This is a genomic window from Streptomyces sp. SID5469 (assembly GCF_009862865.1).
GTDB lineage: Bacteria > Actinomycetota > Actinomycetes > Streptomycetales > Streptomycetaceae > Streptomyces > Streptomyces avermitilis.
In genome coordinates this window covers 2,995,091-3,017,482 of record NZ_WWIN01000001.1, presented here as the reverse complement: position 1 = coordinate 3,017,482, position 22,392 = coordinate 2,995,091, and the positions used below count along the sequence as shown (strand labels likewise).

Sequence of the window (22,392 nt, the reverse complement as noted above, 5' to 3'; positions counted from 1 at the left end):
GTCCGCCGCCGTATCGGTGTCCCCAGCTACGTAAGGATCCAATGACCTCCTCTTCTTCCCCTTCCCAGGACGCGCAGAGCTTCGCGCACACTTACCCCGAGGGTCTTCGGGCCGATGCCCTGATGGAAGAGGACGTCGCCTGGAGCCAGGAGATCGACGGAGACCGGGACGGCGATCAGTTCGACCGCTCCGAGCGCGCGGCCCTGCGCCGTGTGGCCGGCCTCTCCACCGAGCTCGAGGACGTCACCGAGGTCGAGTACCGACAGCTCCGCCTGGAGCGCGTCGTGCTCGTCGGTGTCTGGACCTCGGGGACCATTCAGGACTCGGAGAACTCGCTCGCCGAGCTGGCCGCCCTCGCGGAAACCGCGGGTGCGCTCGTGCTCGACGGCGTCGTCCAGCGCCGCGACAAGCCGGACGCGGCCACGTACATCGGCTCCGGCAAGGCCAACGAACTGCGGGACATCGTCCTGGAGACCGGCGCCGACACCGTCATCTGTGACGGTGAGCTCAGCCCCGGCCAGCTCATCCACCTCGAAGACGTCGTCAAGGTCAAGGTCATCGACCGTACGGCCCTGATCCTCGACATCTTCGCCCAGCACGCCAAGTCCCGAGAGGGCAAGGCGCAGGTCGCGCTCGCGCAGATGCAGTACATGCTGCCGAGGCTCCGCGGCTGGGGTCAGTCGCTGTCCCGTCAGATGGGCGGCGGCAAGGGCGGCGGCCTCGCCACCCGTGGCCCCGGTGAGACCAAGATCGAGACGGACCGTCGGCGGATCCGCGAGAAGATGGCGAAGATGCGCCGGGAGATCGCGGACATGAAGACGGGCCGCGAGATCAAGCGCCAGGAGCGCCGTCGGAACAAGGTTCCTTCAGTCGCGATCGCCGGTTACACCAACGCCGGCAAGTCCTCGCTGCTCAACCGCCTCACGGGCGCGGGCGTGCTCGTCGAGAACGCGCTGTTCGCGACCCTCGACCCGACCGTGCGCCGGGCCGAGACCCCGAGCGGCCGGCTGTACACGCTGGCCGACACGGTCGGTTTTGTACGGCACCTGCCGCACCACCTGGTCGAGGCCTTCCGCTCCACCATGGAGGAGGTCGGTGACTCCGACCTGATCCTGCACGTGGTGGACGGTTCGCACCCGGTCCCGGAGGAGCAGCTGGCCGCCGTGCGCGAGGTGATCAGGGACGTCGGCGCCACCGGCGTACCCGAGATCGTCGTGATCAACAAGGCGGACGCGGCCGATCCGCTGGTGCTCCAGCGGCTGATGAGGAACGAGAAGCGCTCCATCGCCGTCTCGGCCCGCACCGGCCAGGGCATCGCCGAGCTGCTCGCGCTCATCGACAACGAGCTGCCGCGGCCGTCGGTCGAGATCGAGGCGCTCGTGCCGTACACGCACGGCAAGCTGGTGGCGCGCGCCCACACCGAGGGCGAGGTGATCTCCGAGGAGCACACCCCGGAGGGCACGCTGCTCAAGGCGCGGGTGCACGAGGAGCTGGCGGCGGATCTCGCGCCGTACGTTCCGGCACCGCTCGCCTGACCTGTCACAGCCGGTAGGCCCGCCCCCTCGCACAGGGGGCGGGCCTACCGCTTGTACGGGAGCGGTCACCGACCGCCGTACTGCTCGCTCATGGTGTCGTACAGCGCCTTGGCGCCCTTGCCCAGCTGCGGACCCGCCAGCCAGGTGTTGTCGGACGGGCCGATCGAGGTGTTCGAGACGAGCTTGGTCTCGCCGTCGACGACCCGGAACCAGCCGCCGCCGGACGAACCGCCGGTCATCGTGCAGCCGATGCGGTACATCGTCGGCAGACTCGGGGAGAGCGAGAGCCGGCCGGGCTCGTCGAGGCACTTGAACATCTGCTGGCCGTCGTACGGCGGCGCGGCCGGGTAGCCCCACGCGCCCATCGCGCTGACGTCCTGCGCGGAGGGCGCGGAGAAGTCCACGTCGAGGGCGGCACCGACCGTCTCCTCCAGGGACTTGGAGCCGGACTCGGGCTTCACGTGCAGTACCGCGTAGTCGTAGGGCGCGCCCGCGCCGCCCGTCTCGTCGCCGCCGGAGATCCACTGGTGCGAGGTCGAGGCCCAGTCCGCCCACCACTGGCCGTACGGAGCGACCTCGGACGACGTGGCGTCGCTCAGTGCCGCCGCGGACTTGCCGAGGTCGTTGTAGGCCGGCACGAACGCGATGTTGCGGTACCAGCCGCCGCTGCCGCCCGCGTGCACGCAGTGGCCCGCGGTCCATATGAGGTTGGACTTGCCCGGGTGGTTGACGTCCTTGATGACGGTGCCCGAACAGACCATCGAGCCCTCGGGGGAGTCGAAGAAGACCTTGCCCACCGGGGCCGCGTGCTCGTGGTACGGGGTCTTCTCGGCCGTGGCGTCGACGGGCGCCGGATCCGGGTCGCTGACGCCCTGGTCGGCGGACGCGTCCTTCGCCGAGATCGTCTTGTCCGGGTCCTTGGCGGACTTCATCCGCTCGGGCTTCCACAGCCCCTTGATCACCGGATTGACGAAGTCCTTGGCCTCACTGAGCCACTTGTCCTTGTCCCAGTTCTTCCAGCCGCCGTTCTTCCACTTGTCGACATCGACGCCGTGCTCCTTGAGCCGGGCGGCGATGTCGCCGGGCATCCGGGCCTTGTCCTGGCCGGCCGCCTGCGAGGTGGTGGTCTCGGGCTTGTCGCTCGCCTTGTCGTCGCTGCCGTTGCAGGCGGTGGCGGTGAGCGCCAGGGCCGCGACGGTCGCGGCGAGGACGGTGTTCCTCCCGCGCCGGCGCGCGAAGGGCGGACGTACGGAACGCATGCTTGTGTAACCCCCGTTGAAAACGCAGTGCTGTCATGTGCTTGTCAGGCGGCGGCGTGGCTCTCCGTGGAACCCGCCCGGCCGCGACACTCCACTATGCCCGGGCGAATGGGGGCGAACAGCGGCGGGGTGGTGAAGGTTTTCACCCACCACCCCGCCGCCGTCCGTCCGTCCGACTCCTGTCAGACCCTCGCGCTACTGACCCGCGAACTTCTTGCTGACCGAGTCGTACACGCCCTTGGCCACCGGGCCGAGCCGTGGGCCGGCCAGCCAGCCCGAAGTCACCGGGCCGATCGAGGTGTTGGACACGAGCGCGGGCTTGCCGTCCGAACCCGTCGCCACCCAGCCGCCGCCGGACGAACCGCCGGTCATCGTGCAGCCGATGCGGTACATCGTCGGGTCCGACTTGGCGATGGACAGCCGGCCCGGCTTGTCCTGGCACTGGTACAGCGTCTGCCCGTCGTACGGCGCCGCGGCCGGGTAGCCGGTCGCCGTGATGCTGCTCACCTTCGGCACGGCGGGGGCGTTGAAGTCCACCGGAAGGGCCGAACCGACCGTCTCCTCCAGGGACTTGCCGTCGCCGCCCTTCTCCGGCGTCACATGGATGACGGCGTAGTCGTACGACGCGCCGTCGCCGCCCGTCTCGCCGCCCTTCTCGATCCACTGCTGCGAGGTCTGCGCCCAGTCGCCCCACCAGACGCCGTACGGAGCTATCTCCTGCTTCGTGGCGTTCTGCAGCTCGGCGGTCGTCTGGCCGGCGTTGTTGTACGCGGGCGCGAACGCGATGTTGCGGTACCAGCCGCCCTTCTTGCCGGCGTGCACGCAGTGGCCCGCGGTCCACACGAGGTTGGACTTGCCCGGGTGCGCCGGGTCCTCGACCACGGTCGCCGAACAGACCATCGTGCCCTCGGGCGCGTCGAAGAAGACCTTGCCCGCGGTGGGGGCGTTGTCGTGGTACGCCGCCTGCACCGCCTTCGCGTTCACCGGCGCCGGAGTCGGGTCCGTGACGCCCTGGTCGCCGGTGAGGTCGTTGTCGTCGACGCCCTTGTTCTTGTCCGGGTCGTCGGCGTCACGCATCCGGTCCGGGTCCCACAGGCCCTTGATGATCGGGTTGATGTACTCGTTGGCCTCGCGCAGCCAGTCGTCCCTGTTCCAGTTCTTCCAGGCGCCGTTCTTCCACTTGTCTATGTCGATCCCGCGCTCTTTGAGCTTGTCCCTGATGTCGTCCGGGATCTTGATCTTGTCGTCGCCGGCGGAGGACGCGGACGGGGACGACTCGCTGCTCGCCTTGGTGTCGTCGCCCGAGTCGCAGGCGGTGGCGGTCAGCGCGAGTGCCGTGGCGAGGCCGACGGCGCCCAGCACGGGAGAGGTCCTGCGGCGTGCGCTCCTCCCTCGGCGAGCGGCGAAGAGCGGGCGAATCGGTCGCATGGTGTGAACTCCCCCTGGTGAAGAGACATCTGTACTGCGGGTGCGACCGCGATACGCGGTCGCGTACCGCGGTTTGGTGCGGATGCGCGGATTCGGCCCCCTCGGTACGCGACCGCTATCGCTGTCGCGAGAACCGATAGCCCGATGATCATCCGTCTCCGCCGGACGGCACCACACACTATGCGGTCGCTGTGGGGGACATCCGACGGGGCGGCAACGGTTCCGTCACGGAGATGATCACCCGGAGAACGGCGGTCACGGGCAAGGGCCTTCGATCATGATGGGGTCTCCGGTCACGGGCGAGGACCATCGGGCATCGGCGGGGCCTCCAGCCATCGGCGAGGTCTTGGGTCTCGGCAAGGTCGCCAGCCATCGGCAAGGTCTGCAGCCATCGGCAAGGATCTTCGGCTCACCCGCTTCCCCGAGCGAGCCGTCTCGTTGGTACGTACGGGGGGCCTGCCGCCTGTGTTCAGCGCGTCCGTTCAGTGCCCTCCCTCAACTCGCCTCTGAACAGCGGGAGGAACTGTCGTCGTGGCTGTGACCAAGTCTGCGGTGGCGTCCCTGAAACGTGAAGCCGAGGGAGCGCACGCGGCGCACGAGGGGATTCTGCGGCGTCAGTCGGCGCGCGAATCCGCGGCACGCACCTATGCGCGCGCCCTGCCGATCGTGCCGGTCCGGGCGCGCGGGCTGACCATCGAGGGGGCCGACGGGCGCCGCTACCTCGACTGTCTCTCGGGCGCGGGGACACTGGCTCTGGGACACAACCACCCGGTGGTCCTGGAGGCGATCCGGAAGGTCCTCGACTCCGGGGCTCCGCTGCACGTCCTGGACCTGGCCACCCCGGTCAAGGACGCGTTCACCACCGAGCTGTTCCGCACGCTGCCGGCCGGGCTCGCCGACCGGGCGCGCGTCCAGTTCTGCGGGCCGGCCGGGACGGACGCCGTCGAAGCCGCGTTCAAGCTGGTGCGTACGGCCACCGGGCGCAGCGGACTGCTCGCCTTCACCGGCGCGTACCACGGGATGACCGCGGGGGCGCTCGAGGCATCCGGGGGCGCGACCGACGGACGGGTGGCGCGCCTGCCCTATCCACAGGACTACCGCTGTCCCTTCGGCATCGGCGGCGAACGTGGCGCCGAACTCGGCGCCCGTTGGACCGAGTCGCTGCTCGACGACGTCAAGTCGGGCGTGCCGCTGCCCGCCGGGATGATCCTCGAACCCGTGCAGGGCGAGGGCGGGGTGATTCCCGCGCCGGATGCCTGGCTGCGCCGGATGCGCGCGATCACCGCGGACCGGTCCATTCCGCTGATCGCGGACGAGGTGCAGACGGGAGTGGGCCGTACCGGAAGGTTCTGGGCGGTCGAACACAGCGGTGTCGTACCGGACGTGATGGTCCTGTCGAAGGCAATCGGCGGCAGTCTGCCCCTCGCTGTCGTCGTGTACCGGGACGACCTCGACGTCTGGCAACCGGGCGCCCACGCGGGCACGTTCCGCGGCAACCAGCTCGCCATGGCCGCGGGCACGGCCACGCTCGCGTACGTCCGCGAGCACCGCCTCGCCGAACGCGCGCAGACCCTGGGGGCGCGCATGCTCGACCAACTCCGCTCACTCGCGACGGAGTTCCCGTGTGTCGGGGAAGTGCGCGGTCGGGGATTGATGATCGGCGTCGAGCTGGTGCGGGCCGAGGAGGATCGCGAGGCGGTGAGTCCGGGTTCCGGGGACTTCGCGTCCCTGGACACGGCCGGCGCGGGCCCGCGTCCCGCCGCGCCCGAACTGGCGGCCGCGGTCCAGCGGGAGTGTCTGCGGCGTGGCCTGATCGTCGAACTGGGCGGCCGGCACGCGAGCGTGGTCCGGCTGCTTCCCCCGCTGACCATCAGCGACGAACAGGCGACCGCGGTGCTGGACCGACTCGCGGACGCGGTGGAAGCGGTGGCGCGCGGGCGGGCAGAACGGAGCCGAGGCTTCCAGCGCTCGGAGCGGGCCGGGTAGTCGCGTACGGCCGGAGCGTGAGGCGGGATCGGTGGATGGCTCCCCCGCCCCAGCCGCATCGACCCGGACGGCCCGCAGCGCCCCCCCCATCACCCGTGTCCCCGGCTCGCCCCGTGCGAGCCCGAACGCCCCACAACGCCCCATAACGCCCCACGAGGAACTCTGTTGAACGCCACCCCCACATCCGACGGCGGCTCCCGCACTCACGAGCGAGCAGGCCACGACACCCAGCTCCCGACCGTTCAGGGCCCCCAGGCCGTGTTCGCATCGGAGGCTCAGGCCGCGCCGGCACCTGAGACCCAGGCCCCGCTCGCACCAGCGACCCAGGTCGTATTCGTACCGGAGGTCCGCACCCCAGTTGTGCAGGCGTCCGAATCGGTCCCCCCGCCGGTTGGACGGGCTCGGGAGAGTGAGCGGCTGCGCGGCACCACCGCCGACCCGCTGGATCATCCCGAAGCCCAGACCGCCGCCCAGGCCGCCGCCGTCGAGAACCTGCTGCGCTGCTGGGTACGGGAGAACGGCCTCGTCGCCCCCGACGACGGCACCCTGCGCATCCCCCTGCTCGCCACGGGCACCGCCCTCCTCGTCCCCGTTCACCACTGGTCCCCGACGGGCTGGCACCGCTTCGGCCTCCCGTACCTCGCGGACGCGCCGCAGACGGCCCCGCCGGCCGACGCGGTGACGGTGGTGGCGCTGCTGGCCAGGGAAGCGGCCGGAAGCCGCCGCGCCCCCCGCCCCGCGCACAGCGCCGTCGACCACTGCGCCGTCGACCACAGCGCCGACCTGGTGGGCCGTGTCGCCGACTCCGTCCGTCGCACCGCCGTCTTCATCGACGACCGCCGCGCCCGCCCCGCCGACGAGCCCGACCTCTTCCTCGCCGCCGAACAGGCGCTGCTGCTCGGACACCCGCTGCACCCCACGCCGAAGAGCCGCGAGGGCCTCTCCGAGGCCGAAGCCCGCCTCTACTCACCCGAGCTGCGCGGATCCTTCGCCCTGCACTGGCTGGCCGTCGCGCCCCCGGTACTCGCCACGAACTCGGCGTGGACCGAGCGCGGTCGTCCCGTGCCCGCCGAGCAGCTGACCGCACGGCTCGCCGGCGACGGACTGCCGATGCCCGACGGGTTCGCCGCGCTGCCGCTGCACCCCTGGCAGATCCGCGAGATCCGGCACCGTCCCGAGGCCGCCGCGCTGCTCGACGCCGGACTGATCCGGGATCTCGGCCCCCATGGCCCCGCGTGGCACCCCACCTCATCCGTCCGCACCGTCCACCGCACCGGCGCCCCGGCCATGCTGAAGCTGTCGCTGGGCCTGCGCATCACCAACTCCCGCCGGGAGAACCTCCGCAAGGAACTGCACCGGGGCGTCGAGGTCCACCGTCTGCTGCGCAGCGGCCTCGGCGAGCAGTGGCAGGCAGCGCACCCCGGCTTCGACATCGTCCGCGACCCGGCCTGGCTCGCCGTCGACGACCAGCACGGGAACGCGGTCCCCGGGCTCGACGTGATGATCCGCCACAACCCGTTCGCCCCGACCGACGACGTCTCCTGCGTCGCCGGGCTCGTCTCGCCACGCCCCTGGCCCCAGCCCACCGAACAGCCCCGTCCCGTCATGCGCTCGCGGCTCGCCGAGATCATCATCCGGCTCGCCGGCCGCACGGGCCGTCCCCGCGGTGCCGTGGCCACCGAGTGGTTCCTGCGGTATCTGGAGCAGGTCGTACGGCCCGTGCTGTGGCTCGACAGCGAGGCGGGCATCGCACTGGAGGCCCACCAGCAGAACACCCTGCTCCTGCTGGACCCCGAAGGCTGGCCCACGGGCGGCCGCTACCGGGACAACCAGGGGTACTACTTCCGTACGTCCCGGCGCGCGGAACTCGAGGCCCGGCTGCCCGGCATCGGCGAGCACAGTGACACCTTCGTCTCCGACGAGGTCACCGACGAACGCTTCGCGTACTACCTCGGCATCAACAACGTGCTCGGGCTCATCGGGGCGTTCGGCTCCCAGCACCTTGCCGAAGAGCAACTGCTGCTGGCGGCCTTCCGACGCTTCCTCGCCGATGTCGCCACCGGCCCCGCCCGGCTGCGCACACCGCTGCCGACCCGCCTGCTCGACTCACCCGTGCTGCGCTGCAAGGCCAACCTGCTGACCCGGTTGCACGGCCTCGACGAGCTCGTCGGCCCGGTCGACACCCAGTCCGTCTACGTCACCATCGCCAATCCCCTTCATTCCTGAGGAACATGACCCACCCCGTCTTCTGAGAGGAGCGTCGCCGTGCCTCCCACCGATGCGAGCACCGACGCCGAGCCCGCTACCTCTGCGGACCCCGCCCGTATCGCCGTCTCAGCCCGCTCAGCCGCCGACAGCGAGGACACGCTGGAACTGCGGCTGCCCGACGAACTCGTCGCGCTCTTCGCCGCGGAAGAGGCGGCGGGCGGCGAAGAGGCTGCGGGCGGCGGGGATGGTGCAGTACGAGGCGAGGAAGGGACAGCGGGCGGCGAGGAAGATGCGGTAGGAGGCGCGGAAGAGCCAGCGGGGCGTAAGGACGCGGGGCCCGAGGCGCAGGGCACGGCGACGGCCGCTCCCTCCGTCCCGGCCCGCGCCGGCGCCACGGCTGCTTCGGCGGATTCGGACGGTTGCTCCGACGCCGTTGATCCGGCGGCCCCGTTCGCTGCCGCCTCTACGGTCCCCTCCGCCTCTAGGGTCCCCTCCGCCCCGTCGGTCACGTCTGCCCCGTCGGTCACGTTCGCCACCGCACCCGCACCCGCCCCGCCTTCCCTCGGCGACACCAAGGCCCTCGCCGGCAGGCAAGCCGTCTCCGTCACCCGGGCCGCTGACGACCTGCTCGGCCGCGTCGAGGACTGGGGCCCCACCGTCACCCCCGCGGGCACCTTCCAGCTCGCCCCCGTCCGCCCGGAACGCGACCTTCCGCTCCTCGGGCGCTGGATGAACGACCCCGCTGTCGCCGCCTTCTGGAAGCTGGCGGGCGACGAGTCGGTGACCGAGCAGCATCTGCGCGCCCAGTTGGGCGGTGACGGGCGCAGCGTCCCCTGCCTCGGCGTACTGGAGGGCACACCGATGAGCTACTGGGAGATCTACCGCGCGGACCTCGACTCCTTGGCCCGTCACTATCCGGCCCGCCCCCACGACACCGGAATTCACCTCCTCATCGGCGGTGTCGCCGACCGCGGGCGCGGCCTCGGGTCCACACTGCTGCGAGCCGTCGCCGACCTCGTACTCGACCGGCGTCCTTCCTGCGCACGTGTGGTCGCTGAACCCGATCTGCGCAACACCTCCTCCGTGTCCGCCTTCCTGGGCGCGGGCTTCCGGTTCTCCGCCGAGGTCGACCTGCCCGACAAACGAGCGGCCCTCATGGTCCGGGACCGGCCCCTGCGCGATCTCCTGTAGCGCGATCCGTCTCAGTACACCGCGCGCCCTGTTCCGGTTCCGAGCCGAGGAGCCCCGTGCCGAATCCGCCCGCCGCCGTGATCGCTTCCTTGATCGCCGGCGCGACCGCTCCGAGGCCCGTACGCGGCCGTGCGCAGTACCGCCTCCCACCCCCTTCACGGCCCTTGATCGCGTCCCGCGCTCCGGCCTTGGGCACCCGGTTGTCAGTGCCGCCCCGTAGGGTGGTCGCGCTATGACAAAGCCCTCACTCCCCGAACTCCTGCATGCTGCCGTCACTGCCGTAGGCGGCACGGAGCGCCCTGGCCAGGTGACCATGGCCGAAGCTGTCGCGGAGGCGATCGACGACAGCTCCCATCTGCTGGTCCAGGCCGGCACCGGCACCGGAAAGTCGCTCGGCTACCTGGTGCCGGCGCTCGCGCACGGGGAGCGCGTCATCGTGGCGACCGCCACCCTGGCGCTCCAGCGGCAGCTCGTGGAGCGGGACCTGCCCCGCACCGTCGACGCGCTGCATCCGCTGCTGCGCCGCCGCCCGGAGTTCGCCATGCTCAAGGGCCGGTCGAACTACCTGTGTCTGCACCGACTCCACGAGGGCGTGCCGCAGGACGAGGAGGAGGGTCTCTTCGACCAGTTCGAGGCGGCCGCGCCCACCAGCAAGCTGGGGCAGGACCTGCTGCGGCTGCGCGACTGGTCGGACGAGACCGAGACCGGCGACCGCGACGACCTGACGCCAGGGGTGTCCGACCGCGCCTGGGCCCAGGTGTCCGTGTCCTCCCGGGAGTGTCTGGGCGCGACGAAGTGCGCGTACGGCGCCGAGTGCTTCGCCGAGATGTCCCGCGAGCGCGCCAAGCTCGCCGAGGTCGTGGTCACCAACCACGCGCTGCTCGCGATCGACGCCATCGAGGGCGCGCCGGTCCTCCCGCAGCACGAGGTGCTGATCGTCGACGAGGCCCACGAGCTGGTCTCCCGCGTGACCGGTGTCGCGACCGGCGAGCTCACACCCGGCCAGGTCAACCGCGCGGTGCGGCGCGCCGCCAAGCTCGTCAACGAGAAGGCCGCCGACCAGCTCCAGACCGCCGCCGAGGGCTTCGAGCGGCTGATGGAGCTGGCCCTGCCCGGACGCCTGGAGGAGATCCCCGAGGACCTCGGGTACGCCCTGATGGCACTGCGCGACGCCGCCCGTACGGTGATCTCGGCGATCGGCGCCACCCGCGACAAGTCCGTGCAGGACGAGGACGCGGTGCGCAAGCAGGCGCTGGCTTCGGTGGAGAGCGTGCACGACGTCGCGGAGCGGATCACCAACGGCTCCGAGTGGGACGTCGTCTGGTACGAGCGCCACGACCGCTTCGGCGCGTCCCTGCGGGTCGCCCCCATGTCGGTGTCCGGGCTCCTGAGGGAGAAGCTTTTCGCGGACCGTTCGGTCGTCCTGACGTCCGCGACGCTGAAGCTGGGCGGCGACTTCAACGGGGTGGGGGCATCTCTGGGACTCGCCCCCGAGGGCACGCAGGGCGACGACCTTCCGCAGTGGAAGGGCGTCGACGTCGGCTCCCCCTTCGACTACCCGAAGCAGGGGATCCTGTACGTCGCCAAGCATCTGTCGCGCCCCGCGCGCGACGGCGACCGGGCGGACATGCTGGACGAGCTCACGGAGCTGATCCAGGCAGCCGGTGGCCGCACGCTGGGTCTGTTCTCCTCGATGCGGGCGGCCCAGCTCGCCGCGGAGGAGCTGCGCTCCCGGATCCCCGAGTTCCCGATCCTTCTCCAGGGTGAGGAGACGCTCGGCGAGCTGATCAAGAACTTCGCGGCCGACCCCGAGACGTGCCTCTTCGGCACGCTCTCGCTCTGGCAGGGAGTCGACGTCCCGGGGCCCAGCTGCCAGCTGGTCGTCATGGACAAGATCCCCTTCCCGCGCCCCGACGACCCGCTGATGAGCGCCCGCCAGAAGGCCGTGGAGGACGCCGGGGGCAACGGCTTCATGGCCGTCGCCGCCACACACGCGGCCCTGCTCATGGCCCAGGGCGCGGGCCGCCTGGTGCGGGCCTCGGGGGACCGCGGCGTCGTCGCCGTACTGGACCAGCGGCTCGCGACGGCTCGCTACGGGAGCTATCTGAAGGCGTCACTGCCCGACTTCTGGTACACCACCGACCGTAACCAGGTCCGCAGATCACTGACCGCGATCGACGAGGCGGCGAAGAAGACGGAAGTGACGGAAGTGACAGAAGTGGCGGAAGTAACGGAAGAGGCGGCCAAGGAGTCGGAAGGCGCCTAGCCGGAAGACGATCAGCCTGCCCCCAACGGCCTCGGCCGCGGGACAGGCTGATCGCGGCGCCGCGGACTCCTGGACCGGGGTCCGGACGGCACAGGGCCCCGGAACCGGCGCAGGTGGTCCCGGGGCCCGGTCAGGGGCGTGGTGTGCCGCCGACTGCGGGGGTCACACCCGCCGCAGCACCGCCACCACCTTGCCGAGGATCGTCGCCTCGTCACCGGGGATCGGCTGGTACGCGGAGTTGTGCGGGAGCAGCCACACATGGCCGTCCTCGCGCTTGAAGCGCTTCACCGTGGCCTCGCCGTCCAGCATCGCGGCCACGATGTCGCCGTTCTCGGCGACGGGCTGGCGGCGGACCGTCACCCAGTCCCCGTCGCAGATGGCGGCCTCGATCATGGAGTCGCCGACGACCTTCAGGACGAACAGCTCACCGTCGCCGACCAGCTGCCTCGGGAGCGGGAAGACATCCTCGACCGACTCCTCGGCGAGGATGGGCCCACCGGCGGCGATGCGGCCGACGAGGGGCACGTACGACGCGGCCGGCTTGCCCGCCGTGTCCGTGGGCTGCACGGAGGACGACTGGTCCGATCCACGCACCTCGTATGCGCGCGGGCGGTGCGGGTCGCGGCGCAGGAAGCCCTTGCGTTCCAGTGCCATGAGCTGGTGTGCGACCGAAGAGGTGCTGGAGAGCCCGACCGCCTGGCCGATCTCCCGCATCGACGGCGGGTAGCCGCGCCGCTGCACCGAGTCCCTGATGACCTCGATCACCCGGCGCTGCCGGTCGGTCAGTCCCGAGCTGTCGGCGCGAATGCCTGGAGGTCGGCCTGGCAGGGAGCGCTTGGGTCCCTCGTGGCTTGTGGCTTCGTTCATCGCATGCACCGGCTCGAGTCGGCCCTGGGAGCGGTCCTGGGCAGTGATGGTGGCACTGTCTGCGGTGGTGGTCACGTCGGCCCCTCTCGATGGTCTCCCTGCTGGACAACGGTAGTTGCTTTCGAAAGGTTGCGCCAAACACACGTTCGAGTGAAAAAACGCGGATTGCCTGACGTGATCAAGCGTCTGCGTGTATGGCTGATGTCGCATCCGGCGGACAAAAGTGCCTATTGCTGTACTCTTCAGCGCCGAAGTGAGGGCCTTGTGGGCCGACGCGGGTCGGCGCCCAGTCTGCCATCGCGCACCCTGTCAAGGGGGAACCGACCCCCTTTCCCCACACCGCCCACCGTATCTCCGTGCCTGCTGGAGCGGTATGGCCGTGCGGCACATGCCCATACGCGCACGACACGCGCGTCGTGGGTGGATTTACGAGTCAGGCCCCACATCTAGTGGTTGCATTGCGGCGGCAGCCCACAAGTTGTGGTCCCCCGGTCTTCCGAAGGTCCGGCCATCGCCTATGCTTGGGGCTGCTTCGAGGGGCCCGTGAGGCCTCACGAGGTCTATGAGTCGTGCTGTGAAGGAGGGTTGGAGCCATGCACTGCCCCTTCTGCAGGCACCCGGACAGCCGCGTCGTCGACAGTCGTACGACCGATGACGGCACGTCGATCCGCAGGCGCCGCCAGTGCCCCGACTGCTCCCGTCGTTTCACGACCGTGGAGACGTGCTCGCTGATGGTGGTGAAGCGGTCCGGAGTCACCGAGCCCTTCAGCCGCACCAAGGTCATCAACGGCGTGCGCAAGGCATGTCAGGGGCGGCCTGTCACCGAGGACGCACTCGCCCAGCTCGGCCAGCGGGTCGAGGAGGCGGTGCGCGCCACCGGAAGCGCCGAGCTGACCACCCATGACGTGGGGCTGGCCATACTCGGCCCCTTGCGGGAGCTCGACCTCGTCGCCTATCTGCGGTTCGCGTCCGTCTACCGGGCGTTCGACTCGCTGGAGGACTTCGAGGCCGCGATCGCGGAACTCAGGGAAGAGCAGCGGGAGCGCCCCGCCGTGGACGACGAGGACCACGAAGACGCTGGCGCCGAGCGCCAGGGAACCGACCGCGGGTCCGGAGGGACTGTCGAAGTCCCCGTTCCCGCCACCGTCGCCGACTGACGGGCAGGCCGGCCGGGCCGGTCTGATCGGAGGCGACCACAGACCCGTTGCGCGCAGCCGCGAACGGCGTGCGCGACAAGCAGACACACACCGTGCCACGGGAAGAACGAGGCACTTCAGGGCGTTTTAGCCCGGTACAGGGAGGCGGCATGACAGAGACGGCGAGCGGTCCGGCACGAGGTTCCCGCGCCAAGGGCACCAAGGCCAAGGGGCTGCGCATCGAGCGCATCCACACGACTCCGGGCGTGCACCCGTACGACGAGGTCGAGTGGGCGCGCCGTGACGTCGTCATGACCAACTGGCGCGACGGCTCGGTCAACTTCGAGCAGCGTGGCGTCGAGTTCCCCGACTTCTGGTCGGTGAACGCGGTCAACATCGTCACCAGCAAGTACTTCCGCGGTGCCGTCGGCACCCCGCAGCGCGAAGTGAGCCTCAGGCAGCTCATCGACCGCATCGTGAAGACGTACCGGAAGGCCGGCGAGGACTACAAGTACTTCGCCTCGCCCGCCGACGCCGAGATCTTCGAGCACGAGCTGGCGTACGCCCTCCTGCACCAGATCTTCAGCTTCAACAGCCCCGTCTGGTTCAACGTCGGGACTCCGCAGCCCCAGCAGGTCTCCGCCTGCTTCATCCTGGCGGTCGACGACTCCATGGAGTCGATCCTCGACTGGTACAAGGAAGAGGGCATGATCTTCAAGGGCGGCTCCGGCGCCGGCCTGAACCTCTCCCGTATCCGCTCCTCCAAGGAGCTCCTCTCCTCGGGTGGCAACGCCTCGGGTCCCGTCTCCTTCATGCGCGGTGCCGACGCCTCCGCAGGAACGATCAAGTCGGGCGGCGCCACGCGCCGCGCGGCCAAGATGGTCATCCTCGACGTCGACCACCCCGACATCGAGGACTTCATCGAGACCAAGGTCAAGGAGGAGGAGAAGATCCGCGCCCTGCGTGACGCGGGCTTCGACATGGACCTGGGCGGCGACGACATCACGTCCGTCCAGTACCAGAACGCCAACAACTCGGTCCGCGTGAACGACACGTTCATGAAGGCGGTCGAGGAGGGCGGCAAGTTCGGTCTGACGTCCCGCATGACCGGCGAGGTCATCGAGGAGGTCGACGCCAAGTCGCTCTTCCGCAAGATGGCCGAGGCCGCCTGGGCCTGCGCCGACCCGGGCATCCAGTACGACGACACGATCAACCACTGGCACACGTGCCCGGAGTCCGGCCGTATCAACGGCTCGAACCCGTGCAGCGAGTACATGCACCTGGACAACACGTCCTGCAACCTCGCCTCGCTGAACCTGATGAAGTTCCTGAAGGACGACGGCAAGGGCCGCCAGTCCTTCGAGGTCGAGCGCTTCGCCAAGGTCGTCGAGCTGGTCATCACCGCGATGGACATCTCCATCTGCTTCGCGGACTTCCCGACCCAGAAGATCGGCGAGAACACCCGCGCCTTCCGTCAGCTGGGCATCGGTTACGCCAACCTGGGCGCCCTGCTGATGGCGACCGGCCACGCGTACGACTCCGACGGCGGCCGCGCCCTCGCCGGTGCCATCACCTCGCTGATGACCGGCACCTCGTACAAGCGCTCCGCCGAGCTCGCCGCGGTCGTCGGCCCGTACGACGGATACGCCCGTAACGCGCAGCCGCACCAGCGCGTCATGAAGCAGCACTCCGACGCCAACGGCGTGGCCGTCCGCGTGGACGACCTGGACACGCCGATCTGGGCCGCCGCCACGGAGGCCTGGCAGGACGTGCTGCACCTCGGCGAGAAGAACGGCTTCCGCAACGCGCAGGCCTCGGTCATCGCGCCCACCGGAACCATCGGTCTCGCGATGTCCTGCGACACCACCGGTCTTGAGCCCGACCTCGCGCTGGTCAAGTTCAAGAAGCTGGTCGGCGGCGGTTCGATGCAGATCGTCAACGGCACCGTCCCGCAGGCCCTGCGCCGCCTGGGCTACCAGGAGGAGCAGATCGAGGCGATCGTCGCCCACATCGCCGAGAACGGCAATGTGATCGACGCCCCGGGTCTCAAGCACGAGCACTACGAGGTCTTCGACTGCGCCATGGGCGAGCGCTCCATCTCCGCGATGGGCCACGTCCGCATGATGGCCGCGATTCAGCCCTGGATCTCCGGCGCGCTCTCCAAGACGGTCAACCTGCCGGAGACGGCGACCGTCGAGGACGTCGAAGAGGTCTACTTCGAGGCCTGGAAGATGGGCGTCAAGGCGCTCGCGATCTACCGCGACAACTGCAAGGTCGGCCAACCGCTCTCCGCGAAGAAGAAGGAGACCGAGAAGGCCGAGGTGACCGCGAAGACCGAGGCGACGATCCGTGAGGCCGTCGAGAAGGTCGTCGAGTACCGCCCGGTCCGCAAGCGCCTGCCCAAGGGCCGTCCCGGGATCACGACGTCCTTCACGGTCGGTGGCGCCGAGGGCTACATGACCGCCAACTCCTACCCGGACGACGGTCTCGGCGAGGTCTTCCTGAAGATGTCGAAGCAGGGCTCCACCCTCGCGGGCATGATGGACGCCTTCTCGATCGCCGTCTCGGTGGGTCTGCAGTACGGCGTGCCGCTGGAGACGTACGTCTCGAAGTTCACGAACATGCGCTTCGAGCCGGCCGGTATGACGGACGACCCGGACGTCCGGATGGCGCAGTCGATCGTCGACTACATCTTCCGTCGTCTGGCGCTCGACTTCCTGCCCTTCGAGACGCGGTCCGCGCTCGGCATCCACTCCGCCGAGGAGCGCCAGCGTCACCTGGAGACGGGTTCCTACGAGCCGTCCGACGATGTCGACATGGACGTCGAGGGCCTGGCCCAGTCCGCGCCCCGTGCGCAGGAGCTGAAGGCCGTCGCCACCCCCAAGGCCGAGGTCGCGGCGGCGGTGCCCGCCCCGAAGCAGGCCCACACCAGCGCCGAGCTGGTGGAGATGCAGCTGGGCATCCAGGCGGACGCCCCGCTGTGCTTCTCCTGCGGTACCAAGATGCAGCGGGCCGGCTCCTGCTACATCTGCGAGGGTTGCGGCTCGACCAGCGGTTGCAGCTGACCTGAAGCCCCGAAGGGCGGCACGGCCTTGGGCCGTGCCGCCCTTCGGCGTTGGCGGGTGCTTCGCGGGCCGGATCGCTCGCGGGGCCGCGGTCAGGAGTCCTGACGGCCGCCCATGACGCGCGCGAAGGTCGCCGGGTCCGAGTCGTAGCCGTGGATGCCCGGGTGGAAGGTCCATTCACCGGAGTCGTCGCGTACGAACTCACCGACGGTCGCCGCCGTCGACCCCAGGACGCCGCCGAAGTCGTCCTCGGCCAGCACGGTGTAGCCCTCGCGCATACGCAGGCCGGGGTTCAGGACGCCGACGAACGTCCGGTGCGCGTCGCGCTGCTGGATCACGACGCCGACCACCACGCGCGCGTAGCGGCTGTCGAGCCGGTTCAGCTCCAGCGTCATGACCTCGTCCCAGCCGAAGCCCTTGCCGTCCTTGCTGTCCCGGTTGAGGTAGATCGTGCCGTCGGGGGAGCGGCTGTCGAAGTGCACTACGTAGGCCGGTTTCCCATACGCGTCGCCGGCCAGGAAGGTCGCGGCGACGATGTCGAGATCGGTGGCCGGATCGCCGGGCGGACTGGGGTCCCATTTCACCGCGAGCTCGACCTTGCGGATGCCTTTGTTGAGACCGTTCACCAGAGATCCCCTCCCCGTCGCCCTGTACTCCCTCGGCCCGAACTGCTGTGCAGCCCAGGTCAGTTGTCCATCGTGCCACGCGCGCGGGGGCGCTCGCTCGGGTGCACTCCGCCGGAGCGTGACCTGTGCCACGCTCCGTGGCCTTACGATGGCGCGGTGCTGGTCAAGTGGATTCGCTGCACCGTGGTGGACCGCCGCGGTTTCGAGCGGGGGCAGCGAAGGTGGGCGGGGCTGCTCGGAGAGCCGGGTTTCCGGGGGCAGGGCGGAGGCTGGAGCCGAGGACGGCCCGGTGTCGCGCACATCTTCGCCTTCTGGGAAAGCCGTGCCTTCTACGACTCCTTCATGGCGCGCTCCCATGATCGTCTCGCCGCCACGCAGTCGGGCACCTTCAAGGATTCACAAGTCAAACTCTTCGATCACCGTTTCGATGTGAAGACCGGTTTCGAGCCCCGCTTCACCGACGCCGACCTGGTGCGTGTCGCGCATTGCCGGGTCCACGAGGAGCGGGCCGAGCACTTCGCACTCATGCAGGAGAAGGTCTGGAACCCCGCGATGGCGGGCTCGCCCGGGATGACCCGCGGGCTGTTCGGGGAGGCGCCGGGGCACGAGTTCCTGATCCTGTCGATGTGGCAGTCGGCCGCCGAGCACGGGAAGTACCGCGCCGAGCGGGTGGAGCGACTCGCGCTCAGGGCCCAGACGGAGGCCGACGTCGCGGCCCTGGCGGGCGACATCGTCGATCTGGAACCGGCCTGGATAGTTTGATATCTGGACGGTCCCTCTTCGAAGGGGTGGACGATGGCCTCTTCGGAGGGCGCGAACGGATGGCCTGTCCGGGGTGCGAACGGCGCTCTTCAAAGGGGATGAATCGCATTCAAACGGGCATGTACGTGTGACCTACGCCGTATGGAGCCCATGTGGGTGCTCGATCCGGCGCCGCCCGATCTAGGGTTTTGGCATGGCACGACCACGGCGCATCGTCCTTGTCCGGCACGGCGAGTCAGCGGGCAATGCCGATGACACCGTCTACGAACGCGAGCCCGATCACGCACTGCCGCTCACCGAGGTGGGATGGCGGCAGGCGGAGGAGAGAGGCAAACAGCTGCGCGAGCTCTTCGGGCAGGAGGGCGTAAGCGTTTACGTATCCCCGTACCGGCGTACGCTCGAAACGCTCCGCGCGTTCCACCTGGACCCCGACCTCGTCCGCGTCCGCGAGGAGCCCCGCCTGCGCGAGCAGGACTGGGGCAACTGGCAGGACCGCGACGACGTACGCCTGCAGAAGGCGTACCGGGACGCGTACGGACATTTCTTCTACCGCTTCGCGCAGGGCGAGTCCGGCGCCGACGTGTACGACCGGGTCGGCGGTTTCCTGGAGAGTCTGTTCCGGAGCTTCGAGGCGCCCGACCATCCACCGAACGTGCTCATCGTGACCCACGGCCTGGCCATGCGGCTGTTCTGCATGCGCTGGTTCCATTGGTCGGTCGCGGAGTTCGAATCGCTGTCGAACCCGGGGAACGCGGAGATGCGGATGCTCGTTCTCGGGAACGACGGCAAGTACTCACTTGACCGGCCGTTCGAACGCTGGCGTGATCCGGAACGGTACGGAGCCACCGGATAGAGTGGCAAGGCGATGACCGCTGACTCCTCATACGACGGGCGCCTGGAGCGCGCCCTGTCAGGCCTGCGCGGACTTGCGGTGGGGGACGCGCTCGGCTCGCAGTTCTTCGTGCCCGCGCACTACCCCCTGCTCAAGCGCCGCGAGCTGCCGCCGGGTCCCTGGCGGTGGACGGACGACACCGAGATGACCTGCTCCGTGGTGGCAGTTCTGGCCGCGCACCACCGCATCGACCAGGACGCGCTGGCCCGCTCCTTCGCCGAGCACCTCGATCCCGACCGGGGCTACGGGCCCGCGGTCGCCCGGCTGCTGCGTCAGGTCGGCGAGGGTGGCGACTGGCGGGAGCTCGCCTCCGCCCTCTTCAAGGGGCTCGGATCGTGGGGCAGTGGCGCGGCGGCCCGTATCGCGCCGCTGGGAGCCTGGTACGCGGACGACCCGGAGCAGGCCACCCACCAGGCGGAGATCTCGGCCTACCCCACGCATCAGCACCGTGAAGCCGTGGTGGGCACCATGGCCGTCGCCGCGGCCGCCGCCCTGGCCGCCGATCCGACGGGTCCGCCCAGCGCCGAGGCGCTGCTCGACGGAGTGATCGCGCTCGTGCCGAAGAGCGCCGTCGGCGCGGGACTGCGGCGGGCTCGGGACATGCTCGACTACGGCGACGCGGCGACCGTCGCGGCCGTACTGGGCTGTGGGCGGCGCACGACGGCGCACGACACCGTGCCGTTCGCGCTCTGGTCGGCCGCGCGGGCGCTGAGCGACTACGAACAGGCCTTCTGGACGACCGCCCGGGTGGGCGGTGACGTGGACACGACCTGCGCCATCGTCGGAGGGGTGGTCGCCGCGGGGAAGGCGGGGGCGCCGCCGGGGGAGTGGGTGGAACGTACGGAGAAGCTGCCGGACTGGGTGCCGGGGGTGGCGTAGGGCCATATCCCCTGGTGCTGGTGCTGGTGCTGGTGCTGGTGCTGGTGCTGGTGCTGGTGCTGGTGCTGGTGGTGGTGGTGGGGCGAGTTCCCTGGGTTCGGGCACTGGGCCGGGTCTGAGGGCCGGGGGCCGGGCGTGGCGCAGGGCGGGTGCCACTGTCACAGCCTTGCCACAGAGTGATCGCCGCGGTCTGGGCCGCGGTGCGTCTGGATACCCTTTCCGCCACGCCGCCTGATGATCATGACGGGCGGGTGCCGACGAGATACCGGTCACCAGCCCTCTGCCGCGCCCGCGGTCTTCTTGGGGCTGCGGTGAGGCCGGCTGGGAGGGGGTCCCGTGTCCGACAGACCGTCCACGCCCGAGCCAAGGGATGCGCAGCCGGAAGGTTCCGAAGCATCCCGCGGTGCCGGGCGTGCCAGCCGCTCCGAGCAGTCTGAGCACTCCGATCGCTCAGAGCGCTCCGAGGGCCGTGAGAAGCGCGACCGCGCGGAAGCGACTTCCGGGGCGGGTGCGAGCCGAGATGCCGCCGCTGGCGCCGACAAGAGCTCGGGCTCCGTTTCCGGAGGTGTCGCGACGGTCGAGCGCACCGGCGACGAGGGCGGCTCCTCGGCCGACGACGATTCCGCCGAACCGGACCAGGACGACGATTGGGCGCCGCCGTCGCCGTCGCCATCGCCCGCGCCCTGGCTCGCCGACGTTCAGGCGGGGCCGCCCGCTCCGGTGCGTACGGCCACCCTCTGGGCCGCGTTCGCCACCGGCGTCCTGAGCATGTTGTTCCTCGGCGACGGACTGGCGGTCAACCTCCTGTTCGTCGCGATCCCGGCCGCCCTCGCCGCGCACTTCGCCGCTCAGGCGGCGGGCCGACGCACGCGCGCGTGGACGCTCGTCTGGGGAGTGGGCGGCCTCGCGCTGCTGGCGGTTCCCGCCCTGCGCGACGCGGACTGGCCGTCCTTCCTGGCCGTCGTCACCGCGGTCGCGCTCGGCTCGCTCGCGCTGCACGGGGGTCGCACGTGGCCCGCTGTGCTGCTCGGGCCGATCGGGGTGTTCAACTCCGTGTTCACCGGCGCCGTCTGGGGCTGGCGCGGACTGCGCGAGCGTGCGGGCGGCGGGCACGGGCGCGTGGGACCGGTACTGCGTGCGCTCGTAGTGGCCGCGGTGCTGCTGGTGGTCTTCGGGGCTCTGTTCGCCGGCGCGGACGCCGCCTTCGCCGACCTGCTCGGCGACCTCGTGCCGGACGCCTCCGTCTCCGGCGGCCCCTGGCATGTCCTGCTGTTCGTCCTGGGCGTCGTCTGGGCGCTCGCGGCAGCGCACACAGCCGCCGCTCCCGCACGCTGGGACCGGGCCGAGATACCCGAGGGCCGTGAGCGCGGCCGCGTCGAGTGGGCACTGCCGCTGATCGTGCTCGCCGTGCTCTTCGCGGTCTTCAACGCGGTACAACTCGCCGTGCTCTTCGGCGGGTACGACGCCGTACTGAAGAAGACGGGCCAGACGTACGCCGAGTACGCGCGCCAGGGCTTCTGGCAGCTGCTCCTGGTCACGCTGCTGACGCTGCTCGTCATCGTCGTGGCCCTGCGCTGGGCGCCGCGCGACGGATCGCGCGACCGGACGCTCGTACGTGGTGTGCTGGGAACTCTGTGCGCGCTCGCGCTCGTTGTCGTGGCATCCGCTGTGCGGCGTATGGACATGTATGTGGAGGCGTATGGGCTCACGCGACTGAGGATCTCGGTGCTTTCGGCCGAGCTGTGGCTCGGCCTGGTCATCGTGCTCATCATGGCGGCCGGGGTGTGGGGAGCCCGCTGGCTGCCGCGTGCCGTCGCGGCGAGTGCGGCCGCGGGGGTGCTCGTGTTCGGGTTCGTCTCACCGGACGGTCTGATCGCCGAGCGCAACGTCCAAAGGTACGAGGAGACCGGCAAGTTCGACCTCGACTACGCGCGCGACCTGTCCGCCGACGCCGTACCGGCCCTCGATGAGCTGAAGGAGCCGCTGCGTTCCTGCGCGCTGCGCGCCATCGCACGGGGTCTGGGTGAGGACGGCCCCTGGTACGCGACGAGCTGGGGGCAGGCGCGCGCCCGGCAGATCCTCGACGACCGTCCGGTCTCGCCGGACGCGGACTGGAGCGTGTGCGACCGCTTCGATACGGACCTGATGTACCGCTGACGCGCGCTCTCACGGTCATCGGCGCCGACCGCCTCCGAGCGGTTGCCGAGGCACCTGCCGGCTCCCGAGCGGTGAGTACGGCGAGAGGGGCGCCGAGGCCGGCGGCGGTGAGGATCAGGCAGCCCTTGCCCATCG

Annotated in this window: 14 protein-coding genes and 1 pseudogene; 11 read left to right on the top strand and 4 right to left on the bottom strand. The window is 70.3% G+C overall.

Going from position 1 to position 22,392, the window contains the following annotated elements; all coding sequences use genetic code 11:
- The first annotated feature begins 41 nt into the window (after window positions 1-41).
- On the top strand, window positions 42-1,535 hold the full coding sequence (gene hflX, locus GTY58_RS12940; protein ID WP_010983907.1) for a GTPase HflX: 1,494 nt from the start codon (window positions 42-44) through the stop codon (window positions 1,533-1,535).
- Between the two features lie 65 nt (window positions 1,536-1,600).
- Here hflX and GTY58_RS12935 read toward each other — a convergent pair whose 3' ends face one another.
- Window positions 1,601-2,794, bottom strand: coding sequence for a hypothetical protein (locus GTY58_RS12935; RefSeq protein WP_010983906.1), 1,194 nt, complete (start codon window positions 2,792-2,794; stop codon window positions 1,601-1,603).
- Between the two features lie 195 nt (window positions 2,795-2,989).
- On the bottom strand, window positions 2,990-4,222 hold the full coding sequence (locus GTY58_RS12930) for a hypothetical protein (RefSeq protein ID WP_010983905.1): 1,233 nt from the start codon (window positions 4,220-4,222) through the stop codon (window positions 2,990-2,992).
- Window positions 4,223-4,753: 531 nt separating this feature from the next.
- Here GTY58_RS12930 and GTY58_RS12925 point away from each other — a divergent pair.
- From GTY58_RS12925 to GTY58_RS12905, 4 genes and pseudogenes are all read left to right on the top strand, one after another.
- Window positions 4,754-6,208, top strand: a complete 1,455-nt coding sequence (locus GTY58_RS12925; protein ID WP_010983904.1) for a diaminobutyrate--2-oxoglutarate transaminase family protein — start codon at window positions 4,754-4,756, stop codon at window positions 6,206-6,208.
- 417 nt (window positions 6,209-6,625) lie between these two features.
- Window positions 6,626-8,434: an IucA/IucC family protein gene (locus tag GTY58_RS12920; protein WP_202497909.1), complete on the top strand. Its 1,809-nt coding sequence runs from the start codon at window positions 6,626-6,628 to the stop codon at window positions 8,432-8,434.
- Window positions 8,435-9,034: 600 nt separating this feature from the next.
- Window positions 9,035-9,607 (top strand): annotated as a pseudogene (locus tag GTY58_RS41610) (GNAT family N-acetyltransferase); the annotation flags it as partial.
- Between the two features lie 232 nt (window positions 9,608-9,839).
- Window positions 9,840-11,873, top strand: coding sequence for an ATP-dependent DNA helicase (locus tag GTY58_RS12905; protein ID WP_010983901.1), 2,034 nt, complete (start codon window positions 9,840-9,842; stop codon window positions 11,871-11,873).
- A gap of 162 nt (window positions 11,874-12,035) precedes the next feature.
- Here GTY58_RS12905 and lexA read toward each other — a convergent pair whose 3' ends face one another.
- Complete coding sequence (gene lexA, locus GTY58_RS12900; RefSeq protein ID WP_010983900.1) at window positions 12,036-12,815, bottom strand: transcriptional repressor LexA; 780 nt, start codon at window positions 12,813-12,815, stop codon at window positions 12,036-12,038.
- A 518-nt stretch (window positions 12,816-13,333) separates the two neighbouring features.
- Between lexA and nrdR the strand changes: the two genes are divergently transcribed.
- Both nrdR and GTY58_RS12890 read left to right on the top strand, forming a co-directional pair.
- Window positions 13,334-13,897 carry a transcriptional regulator NrdR gene (gene nrdR / locus GTY58_RS12895; protein WP_010983899.1) on the top strand — a complete coding sequence of 188 codons (564 nt, stop codon included), beginning with the start codon at window positions 13,334-13,336 and terminating at the stop codon, window positions 13,895-13,897.
- Between the two features lie 149 nt (window positions 13,898-14,046).
- Window positions 14,047-16,941 carry a vitamin B12-dependent ribonucleotide reductase gene (locus GTY58_RS12890; RefSeq protein ID WP_010983898.1) on the top strand — a complete coding sequence of 965 codons (2,895 nt, stop codon included), beginning with the start codon at window positions 14,047-14,049 and terminating at the stop codon, window positions 16,939-16,941.
- 92 nt (window positions 16,942-17,033) lie between these two features.
- Here the strand turns inward: GTY58_RS12890 and GTY58_RS12885 are convergent, their stop codons facing one another.
- Window positions 17,034-17,567 carry a TerD family protein gene (locus GTY58_RS12885; protein ID WP_010983897.1) on the bottom strand — a complete coding sequence of 178 codons (534 nt, stop codon included), beginning with the start codon at window positions 17,565-17,567 and terminating at the stop codon, window positions 17,034-17,036.
- Window positions 17,568-17,723: 156 nt separating this feature from the next.
- On the opposite strand from GTY58_RS12885, the gene GTY58_RS12880 reads away from it, so the two are divergent.
- From GTY58_RS12880 to GTY58_RS12865, 4 genes are all read left to right on the top strand, one after another.
- The gene (locus tag GTY58_RS12880) at window positions 17,724-18,329 is read left to right on the top strand and encodes a YdbC family protein (protein ID WP_010983896.1); all 606 of its coding nucleotides are present in this window, start codon (window positions 17,724-17,726) and stop codon (window positions 18,327-18,329) included.
- Window positions 18,330-18,522: 193 nt separating this feature from the next.
- A complete protein-coding gene (locus GTY58_RS12875) occupies window positions 18,523-19,182 on the top strand; it encodes a histidine phosphatase family protein (RefSeq protein WP_010983895.1) in 660 nt (219 codons plus the stop codon).
- A 12-nt stretch (window positions 19,183-19,194) separates the two neighbouring features.
- Window positions 19,195-20,100 (top strand): ADP-ribosylglycohydrolase family protein, encoded by a 906-nt coding sequence (locus GTY58_RS12870; RefSeq protein ID WP_010983894.1) that lies wholly within the window; start codon window positions 19,195-19,197, stop codon window positions 20,098-20,100.
- A gap of 720 nt (window positions 20,101-20,820) precedes the next feature.
- The gene (locus tag GTY58_RS12865; RefSeq protein WP_042492990.1) at window positions 20,821-22,257 is read left to right on the top strand and encodes a DUF4173 domain-containing protein; all 1,437 of its coding nucleotides are present in this window, start codon (window positions 20,821-20,823) and stop codon (window positions 22,255-22,257) included.
- Window positions 22,258-22,392 lie beyond the last annotated feature (135 nt).